Annotated in this window: 18 protein-coding genes; 10 read left to right on the plus strand and 8 right to left on the minus strand. The window is 67.7% G+C overall.

Going from position 1 to position 25,344, the window contains the following annotated elements:
- Nucleotides 1–463 precede the first annotated feature (463 nt).
- The 5 genes from IE316_RS12035 to IE316_RS12055 all read left to right on the plus strand — a co-directional run bounded on the left by IE316_RS12035 (nt 464) and on the right by IE316_RS12055 (nt 8,286).
- Nucleotides 464–1,948, plus strand: a complete 1,485-nt coding sequence (locus IE316_RS12035) for a DUF3375 domain-containing protein (RefSeq protein WP_208611263.1) — start codon at nt 464–466, stop codon at nt 1,946–1,948.
- Between the two features lie 41 nt (nt 1,949–1,989).
- Nucleotides 1,990–2,568, plus strand: a complete 579-nt coding sequence (locus tag IE316_RS12040) for a DUF4194 domain-containing protein (protein ID WP_229910352.1) — start codon at nt 1,990–1,992, stop codon at nt 2,566–2,568.
- 74 nt (nt 2,569–2,642) lie between these two features.
- Entirely contained in the window at nt 2,643–5,981 is a 3,339-nt protein-coding gene (locus tag IE316_RS12045; protein WP_190204253.1) for an ATP-binding protein, read from the plus strand.
- Between the two features lies 1 nt (nt 5,982).
- Entirely contained in the window at nt 5,983–7,167 is a 1,185-nt protein-coding gene (locus IE316_RS12050) for a Wadjet anti-phage system protein JetD domain-containing protein (protein ID WP_190204254.1), read from the plus strand.
- Between the two features lie 969 nt (nt 7,168–8,136).
- Nucleotides 8,137–8,286: a hypothetical protein gene (locus tag IE316_RS12055; RefSeq protein WP_190204255.1), complete on the plus strand. Its 150-nt coding sequence runs from the start codon at nt 8,137–8,139 to the stop codon at nt 8,284–8,286.
- 800 nt (nt 8,287–9,086) lie between these two features.
- Here the strand turns inward: IE316_RS12055 and IE316_RS36205 are convergent.
- Complete coding sequence (locus IE316_RS36205) at nt 9,087–9,425, minus strand: YaaC family protein (protein WP_373311177.1); 339 nt, start codon at nt 9,423–9,425, stop codon at nt 9,087–9,089.
- Here IE316_RS36205 and IE316_RS12065 point away from each other — a divergent pair.
- Nucleotides 9,395–10,194, plus strand: a protein-coding gene (locus tag IE316_RS12065; RefSeq protein WP_373311178.1) for an IS5 family transposase whose coding sequence is annotated in 2 segments (ribosomal slippage) — nt 9,395–9,725 and nt 9,725–10,194 — 801 coding nt in all. Because the reading frame shifts where the segments join, the coding sequence is not laid out codon by codon here. The two genes, IE316_RS36205 and IE316_RS12065, sit on opposite strands and share 31 nt — an antisense overlap.
- A gap of 51 nt (nt 10,195–10,245) precedes the next feature.
- Here IE316_RS12065 and IE316_RS12070 read toward each other — a convergent pair.
- Nucleotides 10,246–11,406 (minus strand): PIN domain-containing protein, encoded by a 1,161-nt coding sequence (locus tag IE316_RS12070; RefSeq protein WP_190204257.1) that lies wholly within the window; start codon nt 11,404–11,406, stop codon nt 10,246–10,248.
- Between the two features lie 653 nt (nt 11,407–12,059).
- On the opposite strand from IE316_RS12070, the gene IE316_RS12075 reads away from it, so the two are divergent.
- Both IE316_RS12075 and IE316_RS12080 read left to right on the plus strand, forming a co-directional pair.
- Nucleotides 12,060–12,263, plus strand: coding sequence for a hypothetical protein (locus IE316_RS12075; RefSeq protein WP_190204258.1), 204 nt, complete (start codon nt 12,060–12,062; stop codon nt 12,261–12,263).
- Between the two features lie 21 nt (nt 12,264–12,284).
- Nucleotides 12,285–12,434 carry a hypothetical protein gene (locus tag IE316_RS12080; protein WP_190204259.1) on the plus strand — a complete coding sequence of 50 codons (150 nt, stop codon included), beginning with the start codon at nt 12,285–12,287 and terminating at the stop codon, nt 12,432–12,434.
- Nucleotides 12,435–12,807: 373 nt separating this feature from the next.
- Here IE316_RS12080 and IE316_RS36215 read toward each other — a convergent pair whose 3' ends face one another.
- Nucleotides 12,808–12,999: a hypothetical protein gene (locus IE316_RS36215; RefSeq protein WP_351055740.1), complete on the minus strand. Its 192-nt coding sequence runs from the start codon at nt 12,997–12,999 to the stop codon at nt 12,808–12,810.
- Between the two features lie 538 nt (nt 13,000–13,537).
- Here IE316_RS36215 and IE316_RS35500 point away from each other — a divergent pair.
- Entirely contained in the window at nt 13,538–13,843 is a 306-nt protein-coding gene (locus IE316_RS35500) for a hypothetical protein (RefSeq protein WP_229910353.1), read from the plus strand.
- Nucleotides 13,844–13,857: 14 nt separating this feature from the next.
- On the opposite strand, the gene IE316_RS12090 is transcribed toward IE316_RS35500, so the two are convergent.
- Nucleotides 13,858–14,130, minus strand: coding sequence for a helix-turn-helix domain-containing protein (locus IE316_RS12090; protein ID WP_190204260.1), 273 nt, complete (start codon nt 14,128–14,130; stop codon nt 13,858–13,860).
- 598 nt (nt 14,131–14,728) lie between these two features.
- On the opposite strand from IE316_RS12090, the gene IE316_RS12095 reads away from it, so the two are divergent.
- Nucleotides 14,729–20,041, plus strand: coding sequence for a sacsin N-terminal ATP-binding-like domain-containing protein (locus IE316_RS12095; protein WP_190204261.1), 5,313 nt, complete (start codon nt 14,729–14,731; stop codon nt 20,039–20,041).
- Between the two features lie 219 nt (nt 20,042–20,260).
- Here IE316_RS12095 and IE316_RS12100 read toward each other — a convergent pair whose 3' ends face one another.
- From IE316_RS12100 to IE316_RS12115, 4 genes are all read right to left on the minus strand, one after another.
- A complete protein-coding gene (locus IE316_RS12100; protein WP_190204262.1) occupies nt 20,261–22,510 on the minus strand; it encodes a hypothetical protein in 2,250 nt (749 codons plus the stop codon).
- Nucleotides 22,510–23,364 (minus strand): hypothetical protein, encoded by an 855-nt coding sequence (locus IE316_RS12105; RefSeq protein WP_190204263.1) that lies wholly within the window; start codon nt 23,362–23,364, stop codon nt 22,510–22,512. The genes IE316_RS12100 and IE316_RS12105 overlap by 1 nt, the downstream gene beginning before the upstream one ends.
- Nucleotides 23,365–23,366: 2 nt before the next feature.
- Nucleotides 23,367–24,137, minus strand: a complete 771-nt coding sequence (locus IE316_RS12110) for a vWA domain-containing protein (protein ID WP_229910354.1) — start codon at nt 24,135–24,137, stop codon at nt 23,367–23,369.
- Between the two features lie 355 nt (nt 24,138–24,492).
- A complete protein-coding gene (locus tag IE316_RS12115) occupies nt 24,493–25,200 on the minus strand; it encodes a hypothetical protein (protein WP_229910355.1) in 708 nt (235 codons plus the stop codon).
- Nucleotides 25,201–25,344 lie beyond the last annotated feature (144 nt).

Raw genomic sequence — 25,344 nt, forward strand, 5'->3', positions numbered from 1 at the left:
CTGGCTCGCTCCTTGTGAGCGGCGCGGCGTGGCCGCCTGAGCGTGAGGGCGTGGCGAGCTGAACGGCCGGTGGTTCGACGCGGCGGCCTGATGTCGGACGAACGGCGTGCAGGTGCTGAACGCTGACGCTTATGACCGGACCGATGCCGGTAGGGCGCCGTACTCCTGGAAGGGCGAGGCGCGGTGCGGGGCTCGGGTATTTGTTCGAAAAGATTGCCAGTAAGGGCGCAGAGTTTGTGATGTATCTAGCTCTCACCTGCTGATTTCTTCACCCGAGGCCGTCGTGGCATGTGCTGCCGCTTACCGAGCCGGCCTCCGTTGTCAGTGGTGGCCTCTACGGTTCCTAATGGCCGACGCGAAATGCCCGTGTCGGCTTGCGCGAGCGTGGGCGCCGACAGAGCCTGCGGATTCGCTGAGGGCGGGGGATGCCGTCATCCGCCGGGGTCGTGAGAGAGCAGGACGCATGGAATTGGACTACGACCGGTTGGTTGCGTTGCGCAAGCAGAGCGCAGCGTGGCGGCTGCTGACGGCCAACAATGCGGCGTTGATGCTGAGCTTCCTCAACAAGGTGTTCGTCGAGCAGGGGGCGCGCTCGGTTGCTGGTGTGGAACTTGTCGAGCGGCTGGATGACGAGTTGTTCGCGCTCAATGAGCGGCTGGGGCACGGGACGTTTCCCCAGTCCGCCAAGGCGTATCTGGACGACTGGGCGGCGCCGGGGAACGGCTGGCTGCGCAAGTATTACCCGCCGGATTCGGACGAGCCGCACTATGACGCCACGGCCGCGGTCGAGAAGGCCATCTCGTGGATCAGGTCACTTGAGGAGCGTTCGTTCGTCGGTACGGAGTCGCGCCTGAATACGATCTTCGATCTCTTGCGGCAGATGACGTTCGGGACGGAAACCGATCCGGAGGCGCGGCTGGCTGAACTCGCGCGGCGCCGTCACGAAATCGACCTGGAGATCGAGCGAGTTGAGGCCGGCGAGGTGGACGTTCTGGACAGCGCGGCGCTGCGGGACCGATATCAGCAGGTGACCGATACGGCGCATGGGCTTCTGGCCGACTTCCGTGAGGTCGAGGCGAATTTCCGGGATCTGGACCGCGATCTGCGCAGCAAGATCGCGGCTTGGGACGGGGCCAAGGGCGAACTGCTGGATGAGGTGCTGGGCAGCCGCGAGAGCATCGCGGAGTCGGACCAGGGCCGGACCTTCCAGGCGTTCTACGACTTCCTGCTCGCGCCGAGCCGTCAGGACGAGCTCAAGACGCTGCTTGCCGAGGTCGAGGCGATGGAGGCCATCGACGAACCCGATCCGCGCATGCGACGCATGCCCCGGGACTGGCTGGAGGCCGCCGAGCGCACCCAGGCCACCGTGCGACAGCTGTCGGATCAGCTACGACGATTCCTCGATGACCAGGTGCGCTCGGAAGACCGCCGTGTCCTGGAGCTGGTACGCGCGATCGAGACCCACGCACTGGCGCTGCGAGACGTGCCGGGCGTGGATCTGGTCGCCGAGATCGACGCAGCGACCCCGGCCATCGCTCTGCCGATGGAACGGCCGCTGTATACGCCGCTGGTCAAGACACCGATCGACAGCACCAGCATCGAAGCGGGGGACGAGGAGTTCGCCGCCGACGCGCTGTTCGAGGCGGTCTACGTCGATCCCGCCCGGCTTACGGCAGCCGTCCACGACGCCCTCGGCGCGCGCACGCAGGTGTCCTTGGCCGAGACTCTGCGTGAACACCCCCTGGAGCAGGGGCTCGCTGAACTGGTCGCCTACTTCGCGCTGCCCGACGACGGGTTCGCCACGGTCTTCGACGACCACCGCCAAGAAGAGATCACGTGGATCGGCGAGGACGACGTCCAGCAGGTCGCCACCGTGCCCGTCGTTACCTTCGCCCGCATCAACCCCGGCATCGCCTGGGCCACCGACCAGAAGAAGGAGGGGCGATGACGACGCCTTCCACTCCCGCCCCACAGCCGTACACTCTCTCCTTGCCGGTCAACCAGCTGCTGAAGGGTCCGGTCTTCCGTGACCAGCACGAGCGGGCCTGGGACGCGCTGGTGCACCTGAGTGCTCGGGTGAAGGACTACGTCGAGGTCATGGGGCTGCGCGTGGTGATCGACGAAATGGAGGGCTACGCCTTCCTGCAGTCGATGCCCGACGACGAGGACGCTGTCCGGGACCCTCGCATGGCGCCGCCGCGGTTGATTCCGCGCCGTTCACTGTCCTACCCCGTCAGCCTGCTGATCGTGCTGCTGCGCAAGCGGCTCGCGGAGTTCGACGCCGGTGCCGACGGCACCCGCCTCATGATCACCCGGGACGAGATCGTCGAGATGATCCGCACGTTCCTCCCGGCCGGCAGTAACGAGGCGCGCCTAGTCGACCAGATCGATGGCCACATCCACAAGATGGTGGAACTGCAGTTCCTGCGCCGCGCCCGAGGACAGGAGCAGTTGTTCGAGGTGCAGCGGATCATCAAAGCCTTCGTCGACGGACAGTGGCTCGCCGACTTCGAGACCAACCTGGCCCAGTACGCAGCCTCCCACATCGTTCAGGAGAAGACGCAGTGATCCCCGTTCAGTCTGGCCCTGCCGACCCGACCATTCCCGCCACCTTCGCCGCGGCCGGGTTTCGGCTGGAGCGCATGGAGGTCTACAACTGGGGCACGTTCGACAAGCACGTGTGGTCGTTCGGCCTGGCCGGCGCCAACGCGCTGCTGACCGGGGACATCGGTTCCGGCAAGTCCACCTTGGTGGACGCGATCACCACCTTGTTCATGCCCGCCCGCAAGATCGCCTACAACCGGGCTGCCGGAGCGGAGAGCGGCGAGCGCAGCCTGCGTTCCTATGTGCTGGGCCACTACAAGTCCGAACGCAACGAAGAGACCGGAGCCACCAAGCCGGTGGCGCTGCGCAAGCCCGGCAGCTACTCGGTCATCCTGGGCGTGTTCCACAACGCCGCGCTGGAATTGACCGTCACGGTGGGCCAGGTGTTCTGGCTGCCCGACGCCAACGCCACCAGCCCCGAACGGCTGTTCCTGGTCGCGGATCGGGCCCTGTCCGTGGCCGGTGACTTCGCGGACTTCGGCACCGAAGTGCGAGCCCTGAAGAAGCGCCTCGAAGCTAGCGATGTCCGTGTCCACAAGTCGTTCCCGCCCTACAGCAAGGACCTACGGCGCCGGATGGGCATCGAGTCCGAGCAGGCCCTGGAGCTCTTCCACCAGACGGTGTCGTTGAAGTCGGTGGGCAGCCTGGACGACTTCGTACGCAGCCACATGCTCGAGCCGTTCGATGCGGCCGCGATGACTGACAACATCGTCAGCCACTTCGACGCCCTGACCACCACCTACAACTCCGTGCAGCGGGCCCGAGCCCAGATCGAAGCCCTCACCCCGCTGCTCGCGGACTGCGACACCTACGAGGGCCTGGCCGCCCGGATCGAGGAAGCCGATGCCGAGCAGGCTGCGCTGCGGTACTTCATGGCCGCGCGTACGGCGGTTCTCCACGAGGCAGAACGCGCCGAGCTGGAACGGTCGCTGATGCGTCTGGAGGGTGAGAAGAAGGCTGCCCAGGAGGAGCTGGAGCGGCTGCGCGGCCAGGAACGCCGGTGGGAACTTGAGCGTGAGGGCCTGGGCGGCGGGCGCCTTGGCGAACTGGAACGCCAGATCGAGGAGGCGGATCGGCTGCGCATCGCGCGCGAAAGGCTCGCCCGCCACCACGCCCACCTGCTGGAACAGGCCGGACTGGCTCCGGCCAGTGATCAGGCCCAGTTCACCGACCGCCTTGAGGAGATCTCCCGGGCCCAACACGACGTCGCCGCGGACAAGAAGGAGACGCGAGCGGCCCTGGAGAAGCTCGCCGTTCAGGCCGATCGTCTTCACCAGCAGGCCCAAGACATCAACGAGGACCTGGTCAGCCTGCGTTCCCGCCGCAGCAACATCCCCCGCAAACAGCTGCAGGTTCGCACCCTCCTGTGCCAGGAACTCGGCATCGAAGAGAGCACGCTGCCCTTCGTCGGCGAACTCATCCAGGTCCGCGACGAAGAACAGACCTGGGCGGGCGCCGCCGAGCGGCTGCTGCGCGGCTTCGCACTGTCCCTCGTCGTCCCCCAAGGCCAGTACGCCCGCGTCTCCGAGTGGATCAACGACCACCACCTGGGCACGAAGCTGGTGTACTTCCGCGTCCCCAACCACACCCCGGCCCGGCGCACCCAGCCGGCCCCTTCGACCGCGTTGTTCACCAAGCTCGAAATCCGCGGCGACTCGCCCTTCGCCGAGTGGCTGGCCGGCGAACTCGAACGCCGGGCCTCGCACACCTGCGTGGCCACCATGGACGACTTCCGGCAGGCCGAACTCGCCATGACTGCACAGGGATTGATCAAGGGGACGCGGGGCCGCCACGAGAAGAACGACACCACCCGCATCGACGACCGCAGCACCTACGTGCTCGGCTGGACGAACCAGGCAAAGATCGACGCCCTCCTGGACCAAGCCAGCAAAGTCCATGCAGCCCAGTGCGAGACGGCCGACACGAAACGCAGCCTGGAAGCCGCCCACGAGGATGCCATCAGCCGCGACAAGGTCCTCGACCGGCTGGCGGCCATGGGGGAGTTCAGCGAGATCGACTGGCCTTCCGTCGTGCGGCACATTGCCGAGCTGACAGAGGAGAAGCAGCGCCTGCAGGCCGACTCCAAGGACCTGAACGAACTCACCCGCCAACTGGACAAGATCGCCGCTGAGATCAAGCAGCAGGAAGCGGCCTACGCGAGCGCGACCGAGAGCTGGGGCCGCATCGACGGGGAACGGGACGCCGCAGAACGCGCCCGCGACGAAGCACGCGTCATCCTCGCCGAGCCGGCCGCCACCGACGCCCAGGCCCACTTCCCCGCCCTCGAACAACGCCTGAACGAAGCCCGACTCACCTGCGCCACCGCCAAGGAGTGCGCCCGCGCCGAGACCCGGCTGCGTGAGGAGGGGACGGCGCGAAAGAACCGGTGGAGCAAGGAGCAGACCCGCCTCGCCCAGGCGATCGCCTCCCAGATGCGCACCTTCCGCACCGACTACCCGGCCGAGACCAACGAGCTCGACGACTCCGTCGCCTCCGCCGCCGGCTACCGCGCCCTGCACTGCCAGCTCGTCGCCGACGACCTGCCGCGCTTCGAAGAGCAGTTCCGCACCTACCTGAAGACCAACGTCATCCGCGAAATCGCTGGATTCCAAGCACAGTTGAATAACTGGGCCGATGAGATCGGCGAACGGATCACCACCATCAACGAGTCGCTGGCCGACATCGACTACAACCCGGGCCGCTACATCATGCTCCAGCCCGAGAAGACCCCCAACACCGAGATCCGCGACTTCACCGCCGAACTGCGCGCCTGCACCGACGACGTCCTCTCGGGTGACGACTCCGACCTGTACTCGGAAGAGAAGTTCCACCAGGTCCAGCGCCTGATCGAACGCTTCAAGGGCCGCGAAGGCCACACGGATGCCGACCGAGCCTGGACCAGGCGCGTCACCGACGTGCGCTACTGGTTCGTCTTCAGCGCCAGCGAACGCCGCCGCGAGGACGACAGTGAGTACGAGGTGTACTCCGACTCCGGCGGCAAGTCCGGCGGGCAGAAGGAAAAACTCGCCTACACCATCCTGGCAGCCTCCCTCGCCTACCAGTTCAAGCTCGACACCACCGCCAACAGGAGCCGCACCTTCCGTTTCGTGGTCATCGACGAAGCCTTCGGCCGCGGCTCCGAGGAATCCGCCCGCTTCGCCCTGGACCTCTTCAAGCGCCTGGGCCTGCAGCTCCTCATCGTCACCCCGCTGCAGAAGATCCACGTCATCGAGCCGTACGTGTCCGCCGTCGGCTTCGTCGACAACCCCACTGGACACCACTCCCGCCTGCGCACCCTGACCATCGCCCAGTACCGCCGAGAACGCCTCGCCCACGCCCTGGCCGCCGGACAGCCCGCCACCGGACAGGACCACTGACATGGCGGCCACCTCCACCCCCACCTGGACCACGCCCCGCGACGTCGCCGCCCGTCTGCGCAAACGCTGGGAGCGCGGCGAGTTCCTCAGCCAGCTCGCCGACGGTACGGACTTCGACCCACTCGCCATCCCCCTGCGCGGTCCGAAGGCCGGCGACATCACCCAGCACTACGACGACGTCCTCGCCTGGGCCACCTCATGGGCCCCCGACAAACACCGGCACCTGCGCATCGAGTACCGGAAGCTCGGCGGACGCCTCGCCGGCGTGAACAACGCCCCCGCCCGGGCCTGGATCGACCACCGCGACGACCTGTTCCAACTCCTCGGCGTCACCAACACGGTCACCCGCTACACGTCCCTCCTGGCCGCCGCCCGCGAGAGCCTGCCCCCGCTGGCCGCGTGGATGGCCGAGCACCCGATGAAGGTCGTCCAGCGGGATGCCGACTGGCCCCGCCTCCAGGCCACGGTCCGGTGGATCACCGACTACCGCGGCCCGGCCGTCTACCTGCGCCAGCTCGACGTGCCCGGCGTTGACACCAAGTTCATCGAACACCACCGTGCCATCCTGACGACCCTGCTGGAGCACTGCCTGCCCGAGGACCGCATCAACTCCGAGGTCGTGCGCACCGACTTCGCCGCCCGCTTCCGCTTCCTGCGCAAGCCCGTCTACTTGCGGTTTCGGCTCCTCGACGGCGCGTCAGTGGCCGGCTTTCGCGAGCTCACGGTCCGCGCGGACGAGTTCACCGCGCCACCGCCCGGCATCACGACTGTGTACGTCGTCGAGAACGAGACCACCTACCTCGCTTTCCCCGACCAACCTCACAGCATGGTGATCCACGGCGGAGGCTACGCCGTCACCCAACTAGCTGCTCTGTCTTGGCTGCACGGCACACGCCTCGTCTACTGGGGCGACCTGGACACCCACGGCTTCGCCATCCTCGACCGGCTGCGCCGGGCCTTCCCGCACACACGGTCCATCCTGATGAATCGGAACGTTCTCCTGGAGCACCGAGGTCAGTGGGTGAAGGAGGACACCCCCACCCACCAGCACCTCGGCACGCTCTCACCGGACGAAGCCGATGCCTACGACATCCTGGTGTACGGAGAGTTCGGCTCCAAGGTGCGACTCGAACAAGAACGCGTGCGGTTTCACCTACTCGAAGAAGCGCTCAACGAGCTCCGCTGAGGACTGCGCACAACACAGTTGGCCAGCCGGTGCTGGCGAAGGGCACTTGCAACGAGCCTTGGTGAGCAACTCCTGGTGCCTGACGAGCGCCGTAGCGCGAAGGAGGTCACGGAACGAGTCGGCCACCCTGCCACGGGTCTTCAGCGCGTGACAGTTCGGGCCCAGAGCGATCATGGCCCTGGGAAGGTCGTCGCCACCCTTGGCGTGATCGTCTATGTGATCCACTTCCAAGAGGTAGGAGCCGTTGCGACCGAGGGCCGAGGTGTAGCGAGGATCAGGACATCGCGGGTTCTCGCAAGCCCCCTGGCTCCGCTCGAGCACCGCATGGCGGGAGGCTGCGATGCGGCTTAGCCGCTGACCACCTTGGGACCTGGGACGGTGGCTCTTACCGTCCCGCACGGCGCGCTCCGCCCGGGCATTCAGCTCCGCGTAGCGGAGGGCCGGATCTGCCATACGGCGCAGTAGAGCAGCAGTCATTCGACATCGGGAGAGCGCGTCGGCAGCCGATTCCTCGACCGGTAGCGCGAAGTGTCCCTCCGCCGCATCCCAGTCGTTGTCGAACTCACCGTTGCGCAGCCGCGCACACTCCCAGCGGCTGCGCTCCAACTGCGCAAGAGTGTCCGCCGTGCCCGGCCAAAGCGCCCCGTAGAGGAGCCCAGCTCGACGAGAAGGGACACCGGCCACTGCGGACCGTGGACACCGACGGCCCCCGGTGCCGGGCTGTAGCGGTACCGGCTCGGCCTCGCCCTGACCACCGTCTCCGGAGGACAGAGTTCCTGAGTACGCCAGAAACAGGCAACAGCGCGGTTCGGGGGATGTGACCAACGGTCCGGCCGCAGGGGCGTACGGGCCGGAGGCAGGACCACTGTGGGGCGCGTCGCCCGGGGCGATCGGCTCCTGGCGGAATCGTGCCGTGGCGGCAGGCGCCCTGTGCTCTCATCGAAGCTGTATCCGTGCCAGGAAGGCCCCTTGAGCTACCTGAGGTTGCTGCGCAACGGCCGGATCGCCGCGGTGTGGGCATCGCAGCTTCTCGCTGTGATGGGCGGGCGCCTGTACGCGCTGGCCGTGATGTGGCTGATGTTGATGCAGGAATGGATCCACGCGCCGCAGCCCACCTAGCGACAAGCCGACCGAGAACATCGTTGCCTAACTGAGCTCCATCGAGTGCGCCTTCGACCTGATCACCAGTACATAATTGCGATCCGTGGGCGGCCCACTGTCCCCCCGTCGGTGGGCCGCTCATCGCATGTCAATGATCTTCTGTGTTGTCGCCGCTGTCCCTTGGACACAACGGACGCCTAGTGCGCTTCGACCGAGGCCGGTGCTGTCGTCCCTGGCCTGCGAACCCCCGCGCCGGCCGGCCGAAGAAACACCCTGGCGCGAGATCGTCGATGCAGGCAGGAGCAGCAAGGTGGGCCAGGCGGCCGGATCAGCAGACCTATCACAGCAGTCCTGACGTCCAGGGGACGGATATTGGCGGCGCCCATGTGCTCGGCGGCGGACCGCTCCAGGTCGGTGTGCACGGTGCGGTCGTTGTTGGCGACGATGTACCAGCTTGGCTTCGTCCGCCAGGCGGTGCCGGGAACCTGCTGGTTTAACAGGTCCGCCACTGGCAGAGCGCCTGTCGCCAGGACGAGCTTCTGCTCCGCTTCCGGGAGGTCGCCGCAGAAGTGCGGTACGCCTGAGGGCTTGAGCCACACGCGGCCTCCGGCAGGATTAGAACCTGCGACACCCGCTTTAGGAGTGGGATCGAATCCTTGCCGGATGACGCGCGGCGCTGCCGCGTGGTGCTGTTCTGCCTGGTCAACGTCACGCGGCTCGGTACTCGATCCCGCTCCTGACGCCTCGTGCCGGACCGTCCGCTCACGCATCGCGCACGCATAAGAGGGATGTGTGGGCTCGCTGACGGCCTGGCGGTCTCAGAAGGCCATGGGCCTGGCGAGCAACACGGGTTCCTGGTCCAGCCCCTCAAGCACAAGATGAGGGATGACTTCGAGGGTGATCTCCAGGGCGTATTCCAAGGCCGCCGCGTTGGCGGACTTGTCTACGTCCAGGGCCTCCGACCACTTGCGAGGCTGGTACCGCGCCAGCATCGAGAAGGTGTACAGGATCAGCCACCAGGACATGAGCGGAGTCGGGGGTGCCTTACAACGGCTAACACAATGAGGTGGATCCGTCCTGGCCGCCGTGTCCGGGGCGGGAGTTGAGCGTTCTGTCCGGCGTGGGGATGACGCCGTGGATCGTGTCGGATGAACTATGGGAGCGTCTGGAGCCGTTGCTGCCGCAGCGCGAGCGCCGCTTCCGCTACCCGGGCCGCAAGCCGCTGCCGGACCGTAAGGTGCTGTGCGGGATTCTCTACGTCCTGCACACGGACAACCAGTGGGAGTACCTGCCGCAGGAGCTCGGCTTCGGCTCGGGCATGACCTGCTGGCGCCGTCTGCGGGACTGGAACGAGGCCGGCGTGTGGCAGCGGCTGCACGAAGTCCTGCTCGCAGAACTCAACGCCGCCTCGCGGCTGGACTGGTCCCGCTGCGTAGTCGACTCCTCCCACGTCAGGGCCTTAAAAGGGGGCAGCTCACCGGTCCGTCACCGGTAGACCGGGGCCGGGCCGGCTCCAAGCACCACCTGATCACCGACGGGTTCGGCACCCCGCTCGCAGTCCTGCTGACAGGCGGCAACCGCAACGACATCACCCAACTGCTGCCCCTGCTGGACGCGCCGGTCCACGGTCGGGTCGGTCGGCCCCGCCGCAGACCCGACTCACTCTTCGCGGACCGCGGCTACGACCACGACAGCTACCGCGACCAGGTCCGAGCCCGAGGCATCGTCCCGGCGATCGCCCGCTGCGGGACCCCACACGGCACCGGACTGGGCATCTACCGTTTGGTGATCGAACGGACCTTCGCCTGGCTCCACGGCTTCCGCCGCCTACGCAACCGCTGGGAACGCAGGACCGACATGCACGAAGCGTTCCTCAAACTCGCCTGCTGCCTGATCACTCACCGACAACTCGGCTCATTGTGTTAGCCGTTGTAAGCGAACTGACGGGCCCCTCATGTACGATCGAGGCTGACCTGCTCAGATAATTTCTTGCCAATAACCAGGCGCTTGCTGCATCGCCCAGTTAACCATGACGCTGCTGCCATCGCGCGCGACAATGAGCCCTGGGGCCAGATCGCCGTTTAGAGACGCGTCGATCACTTGAACGTGCGAGCTTGATTCGCCAGCGGTGAAGGCCCAGAACAGTGTTGCGGTGGCTTCCAGGCCATGCTGATTGTATTCGGATATACCCCTGAAGGCCCATGCCAGATCTGTGTCACTGTCATGCGGGCGTGGAAACACCCATGTTCCACTTGCGCAAATCCAGGTTTCTCCATCTGAGGTGCATTTAGCGGGAGCTGCTTGAAAGCCCTTGAAGCTGGCGCGGGTGGCTCGCAGAATCTCACCCATGGTGAATATCCTGCGGTTTCCGTCAGCGGATCCTGCCTCGTGAACCTCTGGTTTTCCTGGGAATTTGCTGTCGAGTATGGCGGTGATGAGGGCGTCGATGATGTCTGCGCTGTTCATCATGGGTAGCAGGTCTGCCGCATCGGCAGGCTGGCTGATTTCGGCAAAGACCTCGGGGAGGCTACGGCAGAGCCGGGCACACACGCCTTCGGGTAGGTCATTGGCCAGTGCAGGGTGCAGTTGTCCTTTGTTGCGAGGATCAGTAAATCCACCGTCGTTCGAGACTAGCAGAAGCGGAAGTTTTCTCCCCTCGGGATCGACGTCAGCTTCTGCCGCAGCCGCTGCGGTTAGCCATATGGCCGCATCCCGACCGCCTTCGCCATTGTCCTTGCATGGCGGTTCCCGCCATGCCTCTCTTCGCAATGCCTCGGATGCCACAGATTCGGGAGTGCGGAGAACGCGGAACCGCTGTCGAAGTTGAGCCTCGTATGCGCGGACTGCTTTCTCCGGATCGCCAGCATCAGGGCCAAAACCGATGTGGTTAAGAGTAAAGGGAAGGGCGGAATTTTCAGGGGCATAAGATTCTAGTCTGCCGGCCAGTTTGTTCCAGGCCCGTTCAAATGCCGCGATGTCGTCCTCCAAGCGGCGCCTAGCGCTACTCAACACTTCCCACAGAGAGACCTCGCTGATGGCTAGTGAATGCCCAGTTCGCTCGCCGACCACTCGCAGAAGTGACCATGACGGGCTCCCCGGCGGCATGCTGAGGATCTGGTTGCTGTCGATGACGATCACCTGCACGACAGTAGGCAGATCGGACTCCTAGCGCCCACGTTTTTCGCACACAAGCCGGTGGAGGCCCTCCGGAGGGTGACCTTCCTCCCCGACGTCCAGCTCTCAGCGGCGCCACTCATGGACTACGGAAGGCGCCCGGACGAGCTCCCCAACGCCATGTCCGGTCCCGCACATGAGAGTTGTGGAGGGGGGAGAACAGGTACACAACCCTCACCACGACCCTGCCATGCGGCGCGCCGGACCGGCCTGGACGAGGACGTCTATCAGCACTTTCTGAAGATGCCCGGCGCGCAGCGGCTCGCGCACAACACGGCGCTCACCGTTCACATGCTCATGGACCAAGCCCGGCGGGCCCGGCACTACAGGGTGCACCGGGGGCCGGCATCGGGCGGTCGCCATGGCCCGAGAGGTAGCCCGGCTTCTGACCGAGTTCTCCAAGGCCGGGGATTACCGGGGCGAGTGGACGCACCGTGGCGGGCACCGGCCTGTGTTGCCGTCCAGCAAGCACGTATGAGCGTAGGTGCTCCGGCCCGCAACCAGCGCGCGCATGCCAGCATAGGTGCGTCCGTGCACGGACGGAGGATGACCAAGTGGTCGCCGGAGGCACGCGAGCTGTGGCAAAGTCGTCACCCACGGGGAAAGGGGAACGACTGATGACCGATTACCAATGCGGGTCGTGCTCGTATGGGAGCGACGATCTCGATGAGCTTCAAGGGCACTCGCACCGGACGGGCCACGTCGGCATCCACAAGAACGATGCCGAGCCAGCCGAAGGCAAGTTCGGCAAAGCCAGGGCCGCGGCTAAGGTCGGAGCCAAAGCTCTGGCTGTTGCCGCCGTCGTCGGGCTCTCCGCCTAGAAGTACAAGGCACTCCAGTCCATGGCTGCTGGACTCGTCGTGCAGTTGGCGGAGTCGGCGACGGAGAACGCGACCCTGAAGTCGGAGAACGAGCACCTGAAGTCGGAGAACAACTACTTGAGGTCGGCCACCGGCGCAGGCAAAACACTCAATAGCTATCGCGACCTCTGAGCGGGGGCGCAGAAGTGAGCCCTGCACCCCCCGGATCGACAACTTCCAGCGGAACCCGGCCTGGGTCGGGCATTCTTCTTGCATAAGTGCACAACAGGACGAGTCACCCTTCCTGCTGTTCGACGTCGAAACTCTCCCGAGCGCCAAGGAGACGCCCCCGGCGCTCGTGAAGTGCTCGGAGTGCGGCACCCAGGCTCCGCTCCCACCGGTCCATCGCGGCCCCATCGCGGCCGGTGTCAGTCAAGCGTGCGCGGCGAAGTTCGGGCGCGCGGTCCTTCCACCTCGCGTGAGCCTGAGTGGTGGCGGCCCCGCCTGTCGACAGCCGCCTGATCATTAGGCTCGGGGTTGATGAAACGGGTTATCCGATGGGTGGTCAGACGGCAGAAAATGCGTCGTAGAGCTGGTGTGCGAGCTTGGCCTGATAGGGAGTGCGCTTGGGCCGCCCCCCCCCGGACCGGCCGCGGGTCCTCGCGGAGGCAAGCCCGTCGTTGGTGTTCCCCACGATCAGCTCGCGCCGAAGTCTGGCGAGCAGGGACAACATCCGGAACATCACCCGGCCTTCCATAGTGGAGGTGCCGTGCCCGGCTCGATGCCGTCCAGGACTCGCCAGCCTGCTGGCTTGGCTGGACCCACGATCGGCATTCGACCACGCTCGCGCGGAAGCTGGTGGCCGTATGCGGGCGGTGCTGCCCAGCCGTGCTGGAAGGCTGGGGGCCGGGCCAACGAGAGTGAGTTGGTGTCAGAGGCGTTGCCGATACTCGAATGGTTTATCAGGTGAGAGGCAGTCGGTGTGAAGGAGTTGCAGGACGGCATAACCCGCCTACTGCCTGACGTGGTCAAAGCGGACATCGAACCAGAGAGCTGTCCGACCTGGTTGCGGCGGCCAGGGCAGATCGAGTGCGCGGGCATGTGGGAGACGGTCGCGGCGATCTACGGCGCGCTCACCGGGCTGGTCCTGCCGGAGCAGGCCCCTTCTCGTGAGCGGCGGAGCCTGGACGTCCTGCTGACCTACGAGAACGGGCAGCAGCAGATCCTGGAGGTTGACGAGAAGCAGCACTTTTACCGCGGCCCGCGCTCTGACGCTGGAGTGCTATCCGACAGGCGTGACGCTCGGCTTCGACGCTTCTCGATGGTTGGTCCGCTCGCAAGCTCTGACAGGGCGTGAACCCGGCGGTGGCTTCGGCAAGCCCAAGCCGCCATTGTTCCCTGGCGAGGGCGGGCGCCATCGGCAACGCGTCTTCAGGGACGCGCTGGCGGACCTGCTGCCGCCCGTGCACGACTGTCTCCCGACCATCCGGATCAGCGATATGGAGGTCGCCGCCATCACCGCCGCACCGGATCCCGTCTCGTCGCTCAAGACATTGCTTGGTGAACGCGGCGTACCGGTTTTATGTCTCGCCTCCGAGTGAGACGGCGCGGCGGGCTACGGTGGCGTGCAGTCTCCGGTGGGGGCACGGTTGTACTCCGGCTCTCCGCTTTCCAGGACGCGGAGCAAGGATGCGGTGACGACACGTGTCGTACGGCCGATGCGTAGCACGCGGCACGGAAACTCCCCGCGACGCACCAGGTCGTAGCCCTTCGCCCGAGAGAACCCCAACGCCCTGGAGGCGTCTTCCACGCTCCCCGTTCCATCCCCAGGTGGCGCGGATGTGCGTAGGGCTATAACGGGTGCCGTGCACCTCATTGGTCTGTCCATGCAATGCAGATTCTCCAGTTGTCAAGATGGTGCGGCTGTGGATTACGGTGCCGACCCGGAAGTTGATCAAAACAACAAGTGACGTAAGTAGGGTCAGCCGCATGGTGCGCTGAGGCTTATGCCGATGAGCAGGCCACCTTGGTGCAGGTCGACTCCATCCCTGGGGGTACTCGGGGATGCGATAGTTGACCCCCTACGGTGCGGGCGAGGCGGAGATCCTGCTACGCGCCTTACGGGACCTTGAGTGCTCACGGCACCTGCTCCGTAGGAGCTCGGCGGCAGCGCAGAGCGCTGACACACGCTCGACGCTTTCAATTGACAGCCGTCGTGGCGATTCCTTTCGACGTAGGAGCAGGCAGTGGCGGTGGACCATCGATGATCCGCGGGATTGCCGGTTTGGCTAACCGGCGATCCCGCGCTATGTTGCGCCGCTTTGCAGGGAACTACTGCACGCTACGGAGCCACAGGGCCGCCGGTGTCAAACGCCCTTCAGAGCTCCTTCCCGCTCAGTAGCATCACCGGCAGAGTGGGGCGGGAGGCGCACGGGGTGGGGAGCAGCGGTATGGCAGCGGGGGGCCGGCGGCCGTCTGAGGAGCGTGTGCGGCAGCGCCGGTCGGCCGCCGTGCGCAGGCGCGTGCACGAGAAGGCGCTGGTCGAGGTGCGGGGCTGTCTGCGGGACTGGGACGACGGCCGTGACGCGGCCCGCGAGGCCAAGGCCGTGGCCGAGACGATCATCGCGCCCGAGTACGAGGGCCGGGTGCTCATCGAGTTGTTGCAGAACGCGCACGACGCGCACCTGGCTGGTGCCGCCGACGGACGTATCGAGATCCGGCTGGACGAGGACGAGGGTGAGCACGGCACCCTCTATGTAGCCAATGGCGGCAAGCCGTTCAGCGGCAAGAACTTCAAGGACCTGTGCAGCATCGCCCTGTCCAGCAAGCGTGCCGACGCCGGGATCGGCCACAAAGGCGTGGGCTTCAAGAGCGTGCTGCACCTGTGCGACGCGCCCGAGATCTACAGCGTGGCCAGGGAGGCATCCCGGGTCCCCGACGGGTTCACCTTCCGGTTCGCTCGGCCCGATGACTACGACGCGCTCGCCCGGGAGGTGGCACCCGAACGCGCCGGTTTCGCCGACCACTTGAAGGAGAATCTGCTCACGCTGAAGGTGCCGGTCTTCCTGGAGGAGGCACCGAAGAGCGTCCACAACTTCGTGCGCCGGGGCTTCGTCACCGTCGTCCGTCTGCCGCTGAAGTCGGCCGACGCGCGCTCGGCTGCCGGGGAGCAGGTGCGCGAACTCATGGACGACAGCGCTCCGTTCGAGCTGTTTCTTGACCGCCTGGAACGTGTCCGGCTGGAGCGGCGGGTCGCAGGGAAAACCCGGGGCAAGACGTATGACCGCCAGGTGGAGGTGCTGCACCAGGCCCGCGGCCTGAAGGTGCAGCAGGTCACCTTGCGCCGACGGATGCGACTGATTGTCGTCTGCGGGAAGGTCGACCCGGACCGCGCCCGGGAGGCGCTCACCGCGTCGATCGAGAAGAGCGGGATGCGACGCGACTGGATGGCCTGGGAGAAGAAGGCTGAGGTTCGCGTCGCCGTACCGGTCGCCGATCCCCTGCGGGAGGGGCGGCTGTACACCTTCCTGCCGATGGGCGAGCAGATCCCGGCGCCCCTGCGCGGCTTCGTCCACGCCCCGTTCTTCGCCGAAATGAACCGGCGCTCGTTCAACGAGGCCGTGCCGTGGAACGGCCTGCTCCTCGACACCGTGGCCGAGACGTGTGCCCGCGCGGTGCTCGCCACGGCCGAGGGACGGGCCCCCGTTCCCGCCGGAGCGCTGGTCGACCTGATGTGCTGGCGGTCGCCCACGGCACTGACCCGCCTCACCTCCGCCTTCCAGCGGCTCGGTCACGGCATCGCCCAGGTCCCGTTCATCCCTGTGATCGTCACGGCGTCCGGCACGCGCACCTCCCTGCACCGGGCAGTGCTGTGGGAAGGCAAGGAGCACGCCACGGCCTTCACCCCGCACGCGGTCGCCGCCAGTGGGGTCACCGATCTCCTCGACCCGCAGCTGCATTCCGTACGGCTGCGGCGGCTGGTGTCTCTCGCGAGGAGTGTGGGCACGCGCCTCGAACCGCCGCCGGAGCGCCTCGCCTCCTGGGCGGAGCAGCTTGCTGAGGCCGCCGCCAGTGCCTCCTTCGACCCTGGATGGTGGGCGGACTTCTACTACGACCTCTCGCAGGAGTTCCCCGACGGCTCGGACCTGACCGGCAAGCGGATCATTCTCACATCCGGGTCGGCGTCGCCGGCACCGGCTGGCGGGGAAGGCGTCTTCTTCGACCGCGAGTCTCCGCGGGGCGGCTCCCTTCCGGCCCTGCCCGACGGGCTGTCCGGCCGTCTGCACTTCGTGCACGAGGGCATCGCATGGACCGGCAAGGGCCGCAAGCGCAGAGCGCAGAGCCGCACCTGGCTCAGGACCGCCGGCCTCGTCCATGAATACGGAGCCGACCGGGTGCTCGAGGTCGTGGCCGCGGCACTGAGGGCGGACGGAGAGGGCGGAGTCGAGGACGGCGTGCGCCTGGCCTGCCTTCGCTACGCCTGCGCGGTCTCCCACGCGCTGGAGACCGAGGGGCGCAGGGCTCCGCGGCTGAAGGATCTCCGGGTACCGACCCGGGGCGGCTGGCAGGAAGCGAGCCGTGCCATGTTCGGGCCGGGATGGCCCGGTGAGCACTCTTCCGTCGATGACACTCTGACCCGGTTCCTGGAGCGCGTCCGGGGACTGTCGTCCGTACTCACCCAGACGGAGCAGCGGCTCCTCCCGCGCCCCGAGGAGCTGTGCGGGGACACGCTCCCCGTCGAGGCCATGGGGCGCTTCCTCGAACGGCACGGCGTCGCTCACGGCCTGCGTCCCCGGCACGAGGTCTTCCGCACCGAAGTGCGAGGCCAGGATCTCAACTGGCCCGCTCGTTTCTGGGTTCCGAACCGGCGGGATCTGCTGCCCCAGTGGCGGACCACCGCCGAGCGCTGGCCGAACCGGCGGCGGGTCGGTTACCTCAAGGTGGCCTACCACTCACGCGCCCGTTCCGCGGACGTGCTGCCCGGACAGGACGACTACGCCGCCTTCCGTGAGGAGGACCGCAGACTCTACGCGGAACTCATCGTGCACGGCCTCGCTTTCTCCTGGCCGGACTCCGCGCTGGAGATGCATTTCGTACGCCACACCGACTCCGCGGGTACCCCCTGGCCCACTCCGCTGGCCGCCTTCCTCGCTCACGCGCCGTGGATCCCGCAGACCACCGTCCCAGGCGCCCCCGCTGAGGGGATCGTGTTCGCCACGGCGGGCCGGGCCTGGTGGTGGCAGGGCACGCAGTCCCCGCCGCCGTTCCTCAGCGTGGTGCCCGCGACCTTGCGCAGCAGGCGGTCCGCCAAGCTCGTGGCACGCCTCGGCCTGCTCGGCATCCGCTCCTGGGACGACCCCGGCACCGCGCTCGACCGGCTCAGCCATCTGCCCGAGCTGGTGCAGGCCGGCCCGTACCTGCGCGAAGGCAGGCACGCGCACGAGATCGGGCAAGAGTACGAGAAGGCGTGGGCCCAGCTGCTGCCCGCGGACGGCGGCACACGCACCGCCGACGGCGGGCCCGCCACGCCACCGCACCGGCTGCTGGTCCACCGGGCCGGTGCCCTCGAACCCCTGGACCCGGCGGAGACGGACGAGATGGTCTTCGTCCCGGACCCGGACGGCGCACAGAACCGGGCCCTCCTGGACCGCGTCCCGGTACCTGTGATCCCGATCAGGGACAGGGCGCTGGGCGCCCGGGTCCACGCCTTCCTCGACCAGGGGACGACGTTCGACGTCCAACGGTGCGGCGACGCCACACACGACATCCAGGTCGACGGGCTGCCCGTCCGTGAGGCGATGCGCCTGCCGCTGACTCAGTACACGGGCCCCTGGCTGCTCACTCTGGTCGCGGCCCTGGTGGAGTTCGACGAGGAGCGCGCGTCCCGGACGGAGCCCGTGACCGTGGCCGAGTCGACCAGCCTGCTGCGCCGCAGCGAGGTGACCGTGGCCGACGAGGCCGTCGTCTGGATCGCCGGACACCGTCTCACCGAGAACGGCACGGACCGCGCCCTGCTCCACCCGCACCCCGACCGGCCCTGTGTCGTCGTCGTGCACAACGGGCCGCGCACCGGCTGGCGGGTGCTCCGTACCGCCGCCCCCGCCATGGCCGCTCTCATCCGTGCGCCCTACCTCGCGGACATCCTGTGGAAGGCCGTGACCCGGCTGGAGGAGCGGGGCCTGAAGACGGACGACGTGTCCGAGGAGGATCTCGCGGACGTCCTGGAACTGCGGCAGCACCAGCTGCGCGCCGTCCTCGCCGAGCGGGCCTCGCAGCGCTCCGGCAGCGCGCGGCTCGTGCCCCTCCTCGCCTGCCTCGACCTCGACCTCGCGGAGGAACTCCAACAGCGCGTCGAGGAACTGCCCGACCGCGCCGCCCTCCTGGCCTGGCTCACCGCCCGCACCGGCGCACCGGACGCGGAACGCCTCATGCGGCTCCTCGACGACGACGATCCGGAACGGCAGCTGAGGGCCCTGTCCGTAACCCTGGCCGAGGCCAACCGCGCCTGGCGCGCACTGGGCCTGCCGCAGATCGACAACACCGACCGGCACGAACGGCAGTTCGCGACCTGGCTCCAGCGAAACCGTCCCGCACTCGCCGAGCGGATCAGGGACGCCCACGCCGACGTCCACCGCTCCGGCCGGTCCCTGGCCGCCTACGTGCGCCTGCGCGGCCTGCCCACACTCGCGCCGGACCCGACCTGGCACACGACACTCTGGGACCTCACCGACCAGCTCCTCCAAGCTCACGCGGACGCCTGGCTGACCCGATCGCTCCCCGCACAACCGCCGACGTCCCGCGCGCTGCGGCCGCTCACCGAGGTCCGCGAGGCATCTACCACCGCTGTCCACCAGCACCTGCCGCGTCTACGGCAGCTGATCCAGGAATGGCAGCGTCTGCACCCGATGAGCCACACCCTGGTGCCGCCGCCCCCGCAGGAGGTGCTGCGAGCGCTGGACGACCAAGGGCTGCTGGACTTCGAGGTCCTATCCACGAAGGCGTTGATCACCTGGCTCAGTCACCACGGCCACTGGCCGACGGACATGCCCCTGTCGGACCGGCGCGCCCAACTCGGGCTGTCCCCGACGCGCTCGTCGGCGCCTGCCGGGAACAGCGGCACGGCCGCGGGCACAGGCCAGTCCGGAGCACCCGTGCCTGGCCCCCAAGTGGCCCTGAACGGCAGGCTCGTCCCGGCGGGCCCCGACGACCTGGCCGCACTGGCCCGTGAGGTGGCCGCGGACCTGACACCGGAACAACGCGCCACTTCGGCCACGACCGTGACCACGCTCGCTCCCCGCATTCCCCGGCCGCACACCCCGTCACAGCCGGGAACGGGATCGCAGGGCGGTTCCTACCAGGCCGTGGGCAACGACCAAGACCGCACCGTGCCCGTGGGCGTAGCGGGGGAGGCGGCGGTGGCCGCCTGGCTGCATGAGCAGTTCGGCGTCGAACCACAGGACTCATGGAAGTCCAGCCTGCGTGTGCACGGACTCGCCGGGGCACAGCCGGGGGACGACCGGCTCGGCTACGACTTCCTCATCCACGACGGCGACGCGACCTACCTCTACGAGGTCAAGGCGTCCACGGGCAATAGCGGAGAGATCATCCTGGGCGAGTCGGAGGTACGACGCGCTTCCCGGCTGAGCCGGGGCGAGACGTACTTCATCGTGTACGTCTCCCATGTCTTCGACCGCGACCGTCGCGCCATCACCGTCCTGCCCAACCCATTCGGCGCTCCGGACCTCGCAGGCTACGAACTGGTTAGCACCCAGCTGAGGCTCCGCTTCAACCTTGGCTGAATCAATAAGTTCGGGCCCGGCTGGCTGTGAGACGTCGGTCTTGTTGACGAGCTTGGCAAGCATGGGTTGGACACTGAGTGGGCACGGCCGAGCCGAGCTGAAATGCAAACTGCCCAGCCGTTGGGGCTCCTGATTACCTGGTGCCGCCATCTACCTTGCCCGCGTGCACCCGACTCTCGCCCAGCCCTGCCCACGCTGCATACTCGCCTCGGGCGTGGTTCAGTGGCCCGTCAACAGGAATGTGACGTATTTCCGGACACCGAGGTCGCGGCGGGTCTCCGTCCGTGCGGTGCTGAGTTCGCCCTTCACTCTCGCTCGTTCCGCCTCGGCGCCGCTCAGCTGCTTCTGGCGTTGCAACAGGTCAGCACGCTTGCGCTGGGTCTCCATAGCGCGCTGCTGGCGGTCGGCCGTGAGCCGCTGCCGTTCGTCGGTGATCTGCTTTTGGAGGACGTCCCGGTCCTGCTGGGCCTTGCTCTCCGCCTGCTTTACCTCCCGGTCGTACTGCGCCCGCAGCGTGGCGATCTCTGCGCGGATCCTCGTGAGGGCAGGCCCAGGCACCTTGGCGGGTGCGGAGGCCCTGGCCCGTTGCTCCAGGGACCGGCGCCATGCGTCGAGGGCGCTGGCCCGAGCTTCGCCCACGCCGGACACGCGTACGTGGTGGCCGCCTGGGCGGACGAAGTAGGCGACACGGCTCCCGGAACCCTGGTTTTGGGAGTAGGACACTCCCGTGAAGTCGGCCGCGGTGCGGATACCAGCCTGCACCAGAGCCCCGACTGTTTTGGCGCCCATGTTCGGCAGTGACCGCGCTTCCTGAATCGAGGTGGCGCGCAGCTTCGCCTCGACGTGCTGGCGCACCGCCGGTTCCAGCGCGGCGGCAATCATGCTCTGCTCTCTGGCGGGCAGCTCTACCTTGCGCTTGCGGGACTGGTCGGTGCGGCGGTTGAGCTCCATGGTGATGCGGGCCAGTCCGTCGCGCAGGTCGGTCTGGAGGGTCTGGATGCGCTTGTCAGTGGCCGCGCCGTCCTTGGCAGTGGCGGCGTCCAGCTTCTGGATCTCATGCTCCAGCCGCCGGTGGGCGCCCGCCGGATCCTTGAGTTCGCGGGCCCGGCGACGTAGTCCCCGGACCCGTTGGCGGGCGGCTCGATACTCCGGCCTGAGCCGCCGGCCTACGCCGATCAGGGCGGCCGAGGCGAGTAGGGCGGCCCCCTGCGCGGCGGGCAGGTAGCCCGCCGGCTGTCCGACGGTGACCGTGAGCACGCCGGGGGCGGCGGTGCTCAGTACGGCGGTGGCCGCCGCCGCCAGGTCGCGAGGGCGGCGCCCGGTGAAGCCCGCGGAGGCGGGGGTCGGCGCGCTAGTCGGCACCGCTCTGGCGGGGGCGGACGCCACGCGATCCACCAGCCAGGCTGGGATGCACCCGGAAGGTGCATTTGCCGGGGCGGCGGCACTCGTCGAACCGCTGGTCGCCGTCGGAGCCGCGGCGCCGCCCTTTCGCTTGCGGGGTGGGGCGGGGAGCGCGAGCGCGTCGGCGGTCAGGCGGGGCAGCGTAGAGCAGGGTTGCCCGAGGAAGCCCCGGACGCGGTCCGCCTCCGCGCGGAGCCGTTGGTCGGAGTGGCCGAGGAGCAGGGGCCAGGCCAGGGAGGTCGCCGGGTCCGTGAAGTCGGACTCGGAAAGGATCAGGTACTCGCCCTGGGTGTCGTGGAGTTGGGTCCACAGGCCGGGGTCGGTGGCGACGGCGAGCAGGGAGAGGTGGATGAGCCAGGCCGAGAAGCGGTCCATGGCGGGCCCGAAGTCGGTAGCGCCGCGCTGTGGCGACTGGTAGTTGCGGTGGCCGTTCTCCGTCGCCGGTTCGCCCTTGAGAGCGGGGACGTACATGCCGTCGTAGTCGACGAGCCGGAGGGTGTTGTCGTCCGCCACGAGGATGTTGCCGTGCTGCAGGTCGCCGTGGGCGATGCTGTGGTCCTCCAGGTCGCCCGCCAGCGCGAGGAAGCGGTCGGCGAGGGCGTGGACGGCAGCCGAGTCGTGGCGGTGGCGGTCGATCCACGAGATGAGGTCGGTGCCCTGCACCCACGCCATCCGCACCACCGGGAACCAGTCGCCGAGAGCCAGCACGCCCTGCTCCAGGAACTCGAAGCGCACAGACCACGGCTGGGAGAGGCCACCGGTGTCGAGGGCGCGCAGGGCAGCGCTGATCGCGGTGTAACGGACGCCGATGGCGGAGGTGTCCCGAGTGAAGCACTTGAGCGCGTATCGCTGTCCGTCCCGCGCGGTGACGGAGAAGACGCTGGCGAAGTTGCCAGAGATCGCCTTGGGTCCGAGGACGGGGCTCTGCTGGACGGTTCCGTGCCGGAGATCGGGATCGCGGAAGCAGAGTTCGGGGTGCTGCAGGGCCTCCGCGTAGTTCGCGCCCGTGGGGAACTTCCGGACCGCACCGGTTCCGGTGGCGGGGCGACCGCCGCGGGACACAGCCATCACGCCTCCGTTCTCACCCGGATCCGGATCAGGGTCACGTCGTCGTTGCGCATGAGCCCGCGCGCCCGCTGGTCCTCCACCCACTCCGCGAAGGGCTCATCGCCCACCTCGGCAAGCGTGGCCAGCACGGTGCCGGACGCCCGGTGCCCGTGGTGCGGGGACAGCAGCCAGGCGGCCAGCGCGTCGCTGGCCAGCAGCACCTCGTCGCCCGGCGCCAGGGTGCCGTGGGCGAGCCGCAAACGCTCGGCCACCAGGGCCGTGTCGTGGTTACGGCTGCCGAGGAGCTGGGGAGTGATGCCGAAGCCGTCGACCTCCTCGACGGGGAAGGCCCGCCGGACGACACCGTCCCGCAGGTGGAACAGGCAGCTGTCGCCCAGGGCGAAGGCGTGCCAGGACCAGTCGGCCCTACCGTCGCCGGACACGGTGGCTCGGACCTCCGCCCCCAGGACGGTCGCGAACGCGCCTTTCTCCAGGCCGGGTTGCTCGTACCAGGCGATGGGCCGGCCACGGGCGTCGCGCTCCGCCCGGTACCACTCGAGGTACGCCTCCCAGCGAGGCGCGGACCGCTCCATGAGGTCGACGACGAACGTGTCCACGTCGTCCCACCAGTCACGGCCGAGGGACATCGACTCGACGGCGTCCGCGACGAGACGCTCCGCCCAGGCGCCCGCGAGCAGGCTCTCCGAGGCGCCGTCGGACACCGCCGCGTACAGCGGGAGGACGGTACGGCCCTGGTCGTCGGACCGTGCGTCCCCGACCCAGGACCGCCCGGCGTCCTCGCACTCCTTGAGGGTGTTGCCCGCCTTGGGCACCCGCAGCAGCTGGCATTCCGACAGCGCCGAAACGTCCTCCATGGTCAGCGCAGCTCGGTGGCGCGGGTGCCGATGTCGAGGAACTCCACGATGGAGGTGATGTCCGCGTTGTAGACGAAGCCCCGGGTGGTCTCGCTGACCCGGTGCCCCTGCGAGGCCGCGTAGGAGCGCATGTGGCTGGGCAGCACGCTGGACATCAGGAACAGCAGCCGGGCGTACGTGTCCGGCAGCCCCTCCTCGCTGTCCGGGAAGGTGACCGGTGTGCCGCCGCTGCCGGACACGTGGAGGTTGAACAGGAGGACCGCGCCATCCGCGGTGGCGTACGAGGCCAGCGCGATGGCGGCGCTGGTGGGGTCGCCATCGGTGGACTCGCCGTCGGTGAGGTTGAGTACGATCGGCGGGAAGCCGCTCGGGTGGGCCTCGACCCAGTTCGCGACGAGGCTGTCAGCGTAGCCGAGGGCGCGTGTCATGGGCGTGCCGCCGTTGGTCACCGGGTCCATCCAGACCGGGAACTGCACGGAGGTCTCGACCAGGCCACCGGCGCCATCGGGCACCTTCTTGGTACGGCTCTCCACCCGCGCGGGGTTGTTGGCGACTTCGCTCAGCGGAACGAGGTCGCGCCCGGCCAGCGCCCCCTGGAACGCGGAGCCCACGTGATTGTGTCCGTACCCGATCACGGCCACGTGGAAGTAGTCCCGTACGCCTTCCTCTTTGGCACACTTGACGGACAGTTCGGTCAGCAGCCGGTTAATCGCGTCGGAGACGACCTCGGCCCTCTGCTGCGCGACCTCACCGGCGCCCATGGGATCGCTCATGGAGGCGGACTGGTCCACGAGGAAGATGAAGCACCCCGGATTGGTTCGGCTGATCTCTGCGGTGTACGGCACTGCGCCCCCCTTGCTGTGAAGGGGATCACCATATCGAATGACCAGTGCTTTCACACTGCCTTCACAGTCTTGGTGCCGAAGGTGATCGACACTCACATGCCGTTCCAACCGGCCGTCGGCTGAGCCCCCGACGGTCTGCTCGACGACGTTTGGATCCACGTGCTGCTCGGAGTCGTGAAGGAGGTTTTCGATGTCTCCGGAATCGAGGCTAGTGCCTTCACCCAGGGCAGATTCCCATCAGGGCAGATTCCCGTGATCAATGACATGCGAGGCAGTACGCTGGTTACGTCTCGTGTGGCCACTGGGGCTGCGCGGCGCTCGGAGTGATGAACACCGCAAGGCAGCGGAACTCGCCACTTAAACCCTCCAGTTGGGTGTACTGACGCCAGGCGAGCGTGTAGGCGCCGCGCAGCACTCGGGTGTTGTCCGGGAAGGAACCGCCGGCCCACAGCAAGGTGCCGCTCAGTTCGCGCCCGTGGTGGATGCGGAACTCCTCGTCCCTGGTGGGCATCCTGCGTTGCCTGGGGCGCCACAGGGCCGCCTCGTTTGTGATGAGCAGGGCCAGCCCGTTCTGGTCCTCGCGGTCGCAGAAGCGTTCCAGCCTTGCTACGTCCCGCAGGAAGTCCCTACGTGCGACGTCCGGGGCGTTGTGTCCGCGCAAGGCGTAGTCCTCGGGAGGCGTCCCTGCAGTACCCGACCATTGTCGGGTCACGTACTTGAACTCGATTGCCGTACGGCTCGCCGGCCCCAGGCACAGTAGGTCCAGGTACTCCGAGGCGTTGCTTCCGCGCACCGGGATCTCGAGACGGCACCTGACATCCGGTGCGACCTCGCCTACAGCGAGGGCGAAACTGTGCTGGAGATCGGCCTCGGAGTGGAACACCGGCCGCCGTGCGCGTAGACACTCCAGGACTTCGTCCAGCGCGGCGCTACCCGCGATCGTCTCCAGCGTGGCGGGCGGGGGCGGGGGTGTTGGCATCGGCGTGGCCATGACGCCATTGAAGACTGTGCGGCTTGCCCATGTCAGCTGACGTTGACTACCGTCGACAGGACGTCGGCCACATCGCTGGACGCCGAGGCGCTCATGATCCGCCCAACGCATCTTCAAAGAAGCCGATACCGAGGATGCCGTCGG

Source organism: Streptomyces fumanus (assembly GCF_014655295.1).
Taxonomy (GTDB): Bacteria; Actinomycetota; Actinomycetes; order Streptomycetales; family Streptomycetaceae; genus Streptomyces; species Streptomyces fumanus.